Annotated in this window: 9 protein-coding genes; 7 read left to right on the top strand and 2 right to left on the bottom strand. The window is 71.9% G+C overall.

Features of this window, described 5'->3' with window-relative positions:
* Positions 1–75: 75 nt before the first annotated feature.
* Positions 76–459, bottom strand: a complete 384-nt coding sequence (locus ABZ471_RS06425; protein WP_359063060.1) for a metallopeptidase family protein — start codon at positions 457–459, stop codon at positions 76–78.
* A 417-nt stretch (positions 460–876) separates the two neighbouring features.
* Here ABZ471_RS06425 and ABZ471_RS06420 point away from each other — a divergent pair, with 417 nt between their 5' ends.
* The 6 genes from ABZ471_RS06420 to ABZ471_RS06395 all read left to right on the top strand — a co-directional run bounded on the left by ABZ471_RS06420 (position 877) and on the right by ABZ471_RS06395 (position 6767).
* Entirely contained in the window at positions 877–1299 is a 423-nt protein-coding gene (locus tag ABZ471_RS06420; protein ID WP_359063058.1) for a DUF3499 domain-containing protein, read from the top strand.
* A gap of 152 nt (positions 1300–1451) precedes the next feature.
* Positions 1452–2816, top strand: a complete 1365-nt coding sequence (locus ABZ471_RS06415; protein WP_359063056.1) for a phosphomannomutase/phosphoglucomutase — start codon at positions 1452–1454, stop codon at positions 2814–2816.
* 172 nt (positions 2817–2988) lie between these two features.
* Entirely contained in the window at positions 2989–3159 is a 171-nt protein-coding gene (locus ABZ471_RS06410; RefSeq protein WP_359063054.1) for a Trm112 family protein, read from the top strand.
* Between the two features lie 109 nt (positions 3160–3268).
* Positions 3269–4405 carry an SIS domain-containing protein gene (locus tag ABZ471_RS06405; protein WP_359063052.1) on the top strand — a complete coding sequence of 379 codons (1137 nt, stop codon included), beginning with the start codon at positions 3269–3271 and terminating at the stop codon, positions 4403–4405.
* 97 nt (positions 4406–4502) lie between these two features.
* Positions 4503–5654, top strand: coding sequence for a mannose-6-phosphate isomerase, class I (gene manA / locus ABZ471_RS06400; protein ID WP_359063050.1), 1152 nt, complete (start codon positions 4503–4505; stop codon positions 5652–5654).
* A gap of 132 nt (positions 5655–5786) precedes the next feature.
* The gene (locus ABZ471_RS06395) at positions 5787–6767 is read left to right on the top strand and encodes a cation diffusion facilitator family transporter (protein WP_359063048.1); all 981 of its coding nucleotides are present in this window, start codon (positions 5787–5789) and stop codon (positions 6765–6767) included.
* Positions 6768–6943: 176 nt separating this feature from the next.
* Here the strand turns inward: ABZ471_RS06395 and ABZ471_RS06390 are convergent, their stop codons facing one another.
* The gene (locus ABZ471_RS06390; RefSeq protein WP_359063046.1) at positions 6944–9067 is read right to left on the bottom strand and encodes a fructose-specific PTS transporter subunit EIIC; all 2124 of its coding nucleotides are present in this window, start codon (positions 9065–9067) and stop codon (positions 6944–6946) included.
* Between the two features lie 469 nt (positions 9068–9536).
* On the opposite strand from ABZ471_RS06390, the gene ABZ471_RS06385 reads away from it, so the two are divergent.
* Positions 9537–9955, top strand: a 419-nt coding sequence (locus ABZ471_RS06385) for an adenosylhomocysteinase (RefSeq protein WP_359063044.1), incomplete at its 3' end; no start/stop codon positions are given.

Here is a 9955-nt window from a genome sequence, read left to right as displayed (position 1 = left end):
CCAGCCGACGGCGCCTCATCAGGGCAGATGGGCGCGCCAGGCCCCGCGATTCCGGCATGATCCGCCGGACAGGCCCTAGTCCTCCCCGTACCGAGGGTCCACGGTCTCCGGAGTCAGTCCCAGCAACTCGGCCACCTGCTCCACCACGACCTCGTGCACCAGCGCGGCCCGCTCGTCCCGCCCCTTGGTCCGGATCTCCACCGGCCGCCGGTACACCACGACCCGAGCCCGCCGCCCGTCACGCGCGGGGATGATCCCGCCCAGCGGCACGGCCTCGTCTGCCCACGCCTCCGCGCCCCGACCCTCCAGCCGAGGCACCTCGAGCACCAGGAAGTCGATGTCGGCCAGCTGCGGCCAGCGCCGCTCGAGACGCTCCACGGAGTCCTGCACCAGGTCCGCGAACACCTCGGCGCGGCTGGCCGCCAGCGGCACCTGAGGCGGCGCGATCGGTCCCCGCATGCCCCGTCCGTGACGATCACGGCGACGGGGCCCGGGGCCGGCGGCACGGGGCGGTACACGGTTGTCCATCACTGGTGAAGCGTAGTCCCCGCTCGCTCCGCCCGCCCGGCCCCACGCGGCAAACGGCTCTTCGACCGCGGCCCCACCGGTCCCCGGCCACGCGCCAACCGGCCTCCACCGCACGGCTACCGGCCACCCTCACCTCATGTCGCAGGATGACCGTTCCGGCCAAGGTCTGGCTCGTTTCCGTAACCCTTCAAGACCGCCAAACTCAAGGCAATTGACCTTGTTTGTACCGACTCATGACCGGACGCAGTGCCGCCCGAAACTCCGCGCACACCCGTACACACAGGTCAACAGGGCCTGTTCGGAAGGGTGTGTGGGGCGGCTCACAGCACGACACGGTGGAGTGACCTGGTGGAGAGTCGTCGCGGCCCGGTCAAGAGTGCGGTACCGTCCAACGTCGTGAGCCCTGTACGTCGCTGTTCGCGCACCGCCTGCGGCCGACCCGCCGTCGCGACGCTGACGTACGTCTACGCCGACTCGACCGCGGTCCTCGGCCCGCTCGCCACCTACGCCGAACCCCACTGCTACGACCTGTGCGCCGAGCACTCCGAGCGCCTCACCGCCCCCCGCGGCTGGGAGGTCGTCCGTCTCATCGACGGCTCCGCTCCCGCCCGGCCCAGCGGAGACGATCTGGAAGCGCTTGCCAACGCCGTGCGCGAGGCGGCCCGCCCTCAGCAGCGGGCGGCCGGGGCGGGCGGCGGAGGACGCACTGCGGACCCCATGGAGGTCGCCCGCCGCGGCCACCTGCGCGTCCTGCGTTCGCCGGACAACTGAGGCCCCCGCGCACCGGTTCCGCCATCCGACGCCACCCCGGCGCCACCCCTGTCCCGGGTTACGGCTGGGAATCCACATGGTGTCCGCACACCGCACCCTTACCCCTGACGGGTAGTTTGTGGGCACCCATAGGACTTTCAGGAGGGTTGGCCGTGACTGCTGATCTGTCGCAGATCGTGAAGGCGTACGACGTACGCGGGGTGGTCCCGGACCAGTGGGACGAGCCGCTGGCCGGCCTCTTCGGTGCCGCCTTCGCCGAGGTGACGGGTGCGGCGGCGATCGTCGTCGGCCACGACATGCGCCCCTCGTCCCCCGCCCTGTCCCGCGCCTTCGCGCGCGGCGCCGCGGACCGCGGGGTGGACGTCACCGAGATCGGCCTGTGCTCCACGGACCAGCTGTACTACGCGTCGGGTGCGCTGAACCTCCCGGGCGCGATGTTCACCGCCTCCCACAACCCGGCGCAGTACAACGGCATCAAGATGTGCCGCGCGGGCGCGGCCCCCGTCGGCCAGGACACGGGCCTCGCCCAGATCCGCGAACTGGCCGAGCGCTGGCTGGAGTCGGGCGCCCCGGAGCCGGCCGCCGAACCGGGAACCCTCACCACACGCGAGACGTTGGAGGATTACGCGACGCACCTCCGCTCCCTCGTCGACCTGACCTCCATCCGCCCCCTGAAGGTCGTGGTCGACGCCGGCAACGGCATGGGCGGCCACACGGTCCCCACGGTCTTCGCAGGCCTGCCCCTGAACCTCGTCCCGATGTACTTCGAACTCGACGGCACCTTCCCGAACCACGAGGCCAACCCGCTCGACCCGGCCAACATCGTGGACCTGCAGAAGCGGGTCCCGGCGGAGGGCGCCGACCTGGGCATCGCCTTCGACGGCGACGCCGACCGCTGCTTCGTCGTGGACGAGAACGGCGACCCGGTCTCCCCGTCGGCGATCACCGCCCTGGTCGCCGTGCGCGAGCTGGCCCGCAACGGCGGCAAGGGCACGGTCATCCACAACCTGATCACGTCCCGCACGGTCCCGGAGGTGGTGAAGGAGAACGGCGGCACCCCGGTCCGCACCCGCGTCGGGCACTCCTTCATCAAGGCCGAGATGGCCCGTGCCGGCGCGATCTTCGGCGGCGAGCACTCCGCCCACTACTACTTCAAGGACTTCTGGAACGCCGACACGGGCATGCTGGCGGCCCTCCACGTCCTCGCGGCCCTCGGCGGCCAGGACGGCCCCCTGTCCGCCCTCGTGGCCCAGTACGACCGCTACGCGGGCTCCGGAGAGATCAACTCCACGGTCGCCGACCAGACCGCCCGCCTCGCCGCGATCCGCACCGCCTACGAGGGCCGCCCCGGCATCACCCTCGACGACCTCGACGGTCTCACCGTCTCCGCCGCCGACTGGTGGTTCAACGTCCGCCCGTCCAACACGGAGCCCCTGCTCCGCCTGAACGCGGAGGCGAAGGACGAGGCGACGATGACGAAGATCAGGGACGAGGCGCTGGCGATCATCCGAGGCTGATGCCTCTGCCCTCCGGCCGACAGGGGCGGGCGGCGGACGGCCGTCGGCCCGTGGGTCCAGGGGGCGGAGCCCTGGGCGGCACCCGGACCACCGAACCCTTCAGCACCGCCCCTCCGGCGGTACGCTGACCAGCACATCAGCAAAGCCGTACTCGCCCCCGAAGGGACACCCCATGCCGCTCGAAGCCGGCCTCCTGGAGATCCTCGCCTGCCCGGCCTGCCACGCCCCCCTCAAGGAGCAGGACACCGAGCTGATCTGCGCCGGACAGGACTGCGGCCTGGCATACCCCGTCCGCGACGGCATCCCGGTCCTGCTCGTCGACGAGGCCCGCCGCCCCGCGTAACCGGGCCGCCGCCGCGTCACGACGAGGCGCCCACCCCGTGCTCGACCCCCCCCGCACAGAACCCTGCACAGGCCCGCACAGGACCCCCGGCGATCGGAGGCTGCCGCCCATGCTCGACGAATCGCTGCTAGACGCCCCGGAGGGCCTGGCCGATGCCGACCGCCGGGGACTCCTCCGCGGCGCGGCCGAGGCCGGCGCCCGCGTCCGCACCGCGGCCCGGCACGCCGCCGAGGCCGGCGTCGGCGACCTCAAGCCCGACGGCCGCCCCCGCGCCGTCCTGATCGCGGGCCCGGGAGCCGCCGCCCTGCACACCGCCGACCTCATCCGCAGCCTCGCCGGCCCCAGCAGCCCCGTCACCCGATTGGCTCCCACGGGCGTCGCCCCGGCCGCAGGCGCCCTGCGCTGGGAACTCCCGGGCTGGGCCGGCTCCGTCGACCTGCTGCTGATCGCCACCCCGGACGGCACCGAACCCAGCCTCGCCCTGCTGGCCGAGCAGGCCTACCGCCGCGGCTGCTCGGTCGTCGCCGTGGCCCCGGCGGGCACCCCGCTCGCCGAGGCGATGGCCGGTGCGCACGGCCTGTTCGTCCCGATGGCGACGTCGCCGTACGACCAGGAAGAACCCCTCGCCGCGTCCTCCTCGGGCGTTTTCTGGGCCCTGCTCACGCCCCTGCTGGCGCTCCTCGACCGCATCGGCCTGCCCGGCGGCGCGCCGGACGCCCTGGAGAAGGTCGCCGACCGCCTGGACCACATCGCCGAGCGCTGCGGCCCGGCCATCGCGACCTACAGCAACCCGGCCAAGACCCTCGCCGCCGAACTCGCCGACGCACTGCCCGTCGTATGGACGGAGGGCAGTGCGGCGGGGCCCGCGGGCCGCCGTTTCGCCGACGCGCTCGCCGAACTCGCCGGCCGCCCCGCCCTGGTCGCCGAACTTCCCGAGGCACTCGCCGCGCACAGCGCCCTGCTGGCGGGCCGCCTCGCGGCCAGCGCCGACCCCGACGACTTCTTCCGCGATCGGGTCGAGGAGGCGCCCGCGCTGCACGCGCGCGTGGTGCTGCTCAGGGACCGGCCGATCGGCGGCCTCACCGCCGCCCCCGCCGCCCGTGACCTGGCCCTCGGCCACGACACGCCGATCAGCGAACTCGAACCGGAAGAGGGCGGCGAACTGGGCGAACTGGAGGCCCTCGCGGAACTGATCGCCATCACGGATTTCGCCGCCGTTTACCTGGCGCTCGCTTCCGGGGCCTGACCTTGCTCAAGGTCGACCGGCCCGCGCCCACCACCGGCACGGCAACCGTCGACGGCACCGACCGAGCAGAGCGTACGTACGGAGACAGAGAAACCACATGGACCGCCTCGACAACACCGTCCGCCCCTACGCCTGGGGTTCCCCCACCGCCATCCCGCACCTGCTCGGCGTCGAGCCGACCGGCGAACCGCAGGCGGAGATGTGGATGGGCGCGCACCCGGGTGCTCCCTCGCGCACCGCGCGCGGGACGCTCGTCGAGGTCATCGACACCGACCCGGAGCACGAACTGGGTGCCGGGGCGGTCGCGAAGTTCGGCCCACGGCTGCCGTTCCTGCTGAAGATCCTCGCCGCCGGCGCGCCCCTCTCCCTCCAGGTGCACCCCAACCTGGAGCAGGCCAAGGAGGGTTACGCGGACGAGGAGCAGCGGGGCATCCCCATGGACGCCCCGCACCGCAACTACAAGGACGCCAACCACAAGCCCGAACTGATCTGCGCGCTCACCGAGTTCGACGGCCTGTGCGGCTTCCGCGACCCGCTCCGGACGGCCGACCTGCTCGCCGGCCTCGGCGTCGACTCCCTGAAGCCGTACGTCGATCTGCTGCACGCCCACCCCGAGGACGCGGCCCTGCGCGAGGTCCTCACGGCCGTCCTCAGCGCCGACCCGGAGGAGATGGCCCACACGGTCGCCGAGGCCACCGCCGCCTGCACCCGCCTCGGCGGCGACTACGCCCCTTATGCCGACCTCGCCCACCACTACCCGGGCGACCCCGGCGTCATCGCGGCCATGCTGCTGAACCACGTCCGCCTGCAGCCCGGCGAGGCCCTGTTCCTCGGCGCGGGCATCCCGCACGCCTACCTCAGCGGCCTCGGCGTCGAGATCATGGCCAACTCCGACAACGTCCTGCGCTGCGGCCTGACCCCCAAGCACGTCGACGTCCCCGAACTGCTGCGTGTCGTCCGCTTCGAGGCCCGCGACGCGGGCGTGCTGCGCCCCGAGGCCTCCCCGGACGGGGAGGAGGTCTACGAGACGCCGATCGACGAGTTCCGACTCTCCCGGTACGCCCTCCCCGAGGGCGGCGCCGACCACGACCTCACCCTGGACACCCCGCAGATCCTGCTCTGCACGGCCGGTACCGTCCGGGCGGGCGAACACGAACTCGCCCCCGGCCAGTCGGTCTTCGTCCCGGCGGGCGAGAAGGCCGAGGTGTCCGGTGCGGGCACGGTCTTCCGCGCCACTGTGATCGTATGACCGGGGCTGTGGATACCTGACGCACCGCCGCCCGACCGGGCTGCAAGAATGGCCCACCGGCAAAGCACGGGCAAAGACGGGCGCACGCCTGGACGGCGTAGACGTACGAGGTCGAAGGGACAACGCGGACACATGAGCGCGTCAGGCGGTACCAAGGCGATCGTGGCGGCACTCGGCGCCAACCTCGCGATCGCGGCATCGAAGTTCGTGGCGTTCGCGTTCAGCGGCTCCTCCTCGATGCTCGCCGAGGGCGTCCACTCACTCGCCGACTCGGGCAACCAGTTCCTGCTGCTGGTCGGCGGCAAGAAGGCCCAGCGCGAGGCCACCCCGCAACACCCCTTCGGCTACGGCCGCGAGCGGTACATCTACGCCTTCCTCGTCTCGATCGTCCTCTTCTCCGTCGGCGGCATGTTCGCCATCTACGAGGGCTACGAGAAGATCCTCCACCCGCACGAGATCGAGCACTGGTACTGGCCGGTGGGCGTCCTCGTCTTCGCGATCATCGCCGAGGGCTTCTCGTTCCGTACGGCCATCAAGGAGTCCAACGAACTGCGCGGCAAGCTGTCGTGGTCGCAGTTCATCCGCCGCGCCAAGGCGCCCGAGCTGCCCGTCGTCCTGCTGGAGGACTTCGGCGCGCTCATCGGTCTGGTCCTCGCCCTCGGCGGCGTCGGTCTCGCCCTGCTCACCGACGACGGCATCTGGGACGGCATCGGCACGGTCTGCATCGGTGTCCTGCTCGTCCTGATCGCCCTGGTCCTGGCCGCAGAGACCAAGTCGCTGCTGCTCGGCGAGGCCGCGGGCATCGATGAGGTCAAGAAGATCGAGGCCGCGATCGTCGACGGCGACACGGTCACCCGCGTCATCCACATGCGCACGCTCCACCTCGGCCCCGAGGAACTGCTCGTGGCCGCCAAGATCGCCGTCCAGCACGACGACACGGCCACCGAGGTCGCGAACGCCATCAACGCGGCCGAGGCCCGCATCCGCGCCGCCGTCCCCATCGCCCGCGTCATCTACCTGGAGCCGGACATCTACAGCGAGGCCGAGGCCGCCAAGGGCCCGGACCCGGCGGCGACCCCGGGCGGCCCGACCCCGCCCCCGGCCGGTAACTGAGTTCCCGTTACGACAACGGGGCCTGCCCGACCGGGCAGGCCCCGTCCGCTTGTCCGTAGGGCGGCCCGTCAGCTGCTCCACGGGCCGGCACCGGCCACCCGGTCGCCCTGTGCGGGCGCCCGGGCAGAACACGCCGTGCGGGCCCGAAAGCCGGGCCCGCACACCGTCACGTCAGCTCACCCGACCTCACCGAGCACCTCGAGCACCGCCCGCTCGTCCGCCGCTGCCAGCAGCCGCTCCCGGAAATCGGGGTCCATCAGCTTGCGGGACAGCAGCGCGAGAATCCGCAGATGCTCGTCTCCGGCGGCCGCCTCCGGAACGGCGATCATGAAGACCAGCCGGGCCTTCGTACCGTCCAGCGAACCCCACTCGACGCCCTGCTCCGACCGCGCGAAGCCCACGACCGGCGCGGTCACCGCGTCCGTCTTGGCGTGCGGGACGGCGATCTCCTCGCCGAGCCCGGTCGTCCCCTGCTCCTCGCGCCGCAGCGCGACCGCCACCAGTTTCTCGATGTCGGCGACCCGGCCGCTGCGGCTCAGCAGCTCCGCCATCTCCCGGATCGCGGCCTCCTTGCCGTCCGCGGCGAGGGCGACCTCGACGGTCCGCTCGGTGAGGTGCCCGGAGAGAACCTCGGGCGCCTCACCGGCGGTCTCCTCCGCACCGGCCGCCCCTTCTGCGACCGCCCCGTGAACCACCGCCTCCGCGATCGCCGGAGCGTCCCCGACCACCGGAGCGTCCGCAGTCACTGGAGCAGCGGCGACCGCCACGGGCGCGTGCCCGGCCTGCCGGGGTACGACCGCACCGGCCCCCGCCGGCACGGGCTCGACCCCGCCGAGCGGCTCGGCACGCACCCTGCGCTCGGCCATGTCCACCAGCGCCACGGTCGTCAGCGCCGTCACCACCGTGCCGACCGCCACCGCGACGAAGAACATCGGCACGCCGCTCACCGCTCCCAGCACCGCCACGACCGGCCCGCCGTGTGGCACCGCGTCCTTCACCCCGGCCAGCCCCGCGACCGCACCGGCCACCGCGCCGCCCAGCATGTTGGCCGGAATCACCTGCGCCGGCCGCGCCGCCGCGAACGGGATCGCACCCTCGGAGATGCCGAAGCAGCCCATGAACAGTGCCGCGAGCCCCGTCTCCCGCTCCTGCTCGGTGTACAGCCGCCTGCGGATCAGGGTGGCCAGCCCCTGGCCGAGCGGCATCACCGGGATGGCCGCCGCGCACATGCCCATGACCGTCTGATTGCCGCTCGCGATGAGCCCCGCACCGAACAGGAACGCCGTCTTGTTGACCGGCCCGCCCATGTCGAACGCGATCATCAGCCCGAGAATCGCACCCAGCAGCACCGCGCTGCTTCCGGTCATCCCGCCGAGCCAACTGGTCAGGTGCTCGAACACCCAGGAGATCGGCTTGCCGATGACATAGATGAAGAACAGCCCGAGCGCCGTCGTCGCCACGATCGGGATCACGATGATCGGCATGATCGGCTGCACGAACTTCGGGACCCGGACCTTCTTGATCCACAGCACCAGATATCCGGCGAGGAACCCGGTGACGATCGCCCCGATGAAGCCCGCACCGGCCTTGGAGTCGTACAGCGCCCCCGTGTTGGCGATCCAGCCGCCGATCATGCCCGGCACCAGCGCGGGCCGGTCGGCTATGGCGTAGGCGATGTATCCGGACAGGATCGGGATCATCAGCTGGAAGCCGATCCCGCCGACCGCGTTGACGTGCGCCCAGAAGGTCCCCTCCGGGATCACATATCCCTTGGCCGTCGCATGGCCGCCGAGCGCCAGCGAGACCGCGATCAGCAGACCGCCGACGACCACGAACGGGATCATGTACGAGACACCGTTCATCAGCGCCTTGTAGACCGTGCCCCGCTCCTTGCCGCCGCCCGCCGTGGCAGCCGGCACGGCGGCAGCACCGCCGGGTGTGTGCACGGGCGCCGACCGCACCTGCTCGATCAGCCGCTCGGGACGGCGGATGCCCTCGGCGACCCCGACCGTCAGCACGCGCTTGCCCGCGAAACGGCTCAGGTCGACGTCCTTGTCCGCGGCGACGATGATGCCGTCGGCCATGCTGACATCGTTGTCATCCAGGACGTTCTCGGCCCCGATGGATCCCTGCGTCTCCACCTTCATCTCGATGCCGAGGCTCGCGGCGGCCTGCGCGAGCTTCTCCGCCGCCATGTACGTGTGTGCGATGCCGGTCGGGCATGCGGTCACTGCGAGCAGCTTGATCCGCCGCTGCTCGTCGCCGCCGCCCGTGGGGGGAGGGCCGGCCGGACTGGTCACGTCGATCTCCTAACGCCTTCGTCACACGAGGCACCGTCCCGGACGCCCCGCGAGATCGATCGGAACTCCCGATCTCCCTGCATCCTGCAACACCCTGCCCCCGACTCAAAGGTGCGAAAGTCCCAGTTCATGCCGGTCTGTAGCCTCGTGCCCCACGCTTTCCGGCCACTCATCCACCCCCGCCGACACTTCGCGCCGCTCCTGCGAACGCCTAAGGAATCACTAGAACCGTCCGGAGGCGGACTGGGGACGGCCCGGTCCTCCGGTGTAGCTTGGGACCGAGCCAGACGTCGCTGCTGATGGCGGTCGGGCGGTCCCAGCGCGGACCGACCGAGGGAGAGAGGGCCTCCGACGGATTGCGCTGCGCGTACGTGGGCATGCCTGTGTCCTTTTCCCGGGCACTCCTGTGTCCGCCGCCGCGCAGACCAGCCGTACCCACCCTCGCCCCAACCCCGAGGAGCAGCTCGCAATGACGACTGTCGACAGCCGACAGGACTTCAAGGTCGCCGATCTCTCCCTGGCCGAGTTCGGCCGCAAGGAGATCACCCTCGCCGAGCACGAGATGCCCGGCCTGATGTCGATCCGCAGGGAATACGCCGAGACGCAGCCGCTGGCCGGCGCCCGTGTCACCGGCTCGCTGCACATGACCGTGCAGACCGCCGTTCTCATCGAGACCCTGGTCGCCCTCGGCGCGCAGGTCCGCTGGGCCTCCTGCAACATCTTCTCCACCCAGGACCACGCGGCCGCCGCCATCGCCGTCGGCCCGAACGGCACGCCCGACAGCCCGCAGGGCATCCCGGTCTTCGCCTGGAAGGGCGAGACCCTGGAGGAGTACTGGTGGTGCACGGAGCAGGCGCTGACCTGGCCGGACAGCCCCACCGGCGGCCC

Origin of the sequence: Streptomyces sp. NPDC005728, from assembly GCF_040630895.1 — a bacterium.
Classification (GTDB): domain Bacteria; phylum Actinomycetota; class Actinomycetes; order Streptomycetales; family Streptomycetaceae; genus Streptomyces.
The sequence above is the reverse complement of the archived record's forward strand: the minus strand, read 5'-3'. Positions and strand labels throughout refer to the sequence as shown.

What these genes read in the sequence shown, in the direction of transcription:
- ABZ471_RS06425 (WP_359063060.1), bottom strand. Translation starts at nt 459, where the DNA reads ATGCGGGGACCGATCGCGCCGCCTCAGGTGCCGCTGGCGGCCAGCCGC.
- ABZ471_RS06410 (WP_359063054.1), top strand. Translation starts at nt 2,989, where the DNA reads ATGCCGCTCGAAGCCGGCCTCCTGGAGATCCTCGCCTGCCCGGCCTGC.
- ABZ471_RS06405 (WP_359063052.1), top strand. Translation starts at nt 3,269, where the DNA reads ATGCTCGACGAATCGCTGCTAGACGCCCCGGAGGGCCTGGCCGATGCC.
- manA (WP_359063050.1), top strand. Translation starts at nt 4,503, where the DNA reads ATGGACCGCCTCGACAACACCGTCCGCCCCTACGCCTGGGGTTCCCCC.
- ABZ471_RS06395 (WP_359063048.1), top strand. Translation starts at nt 5,787, where the DNA reads ATGAGCGCGTCAGGCGGTACCAAGGCGATCGTGGCGGCACTCGGCGCC.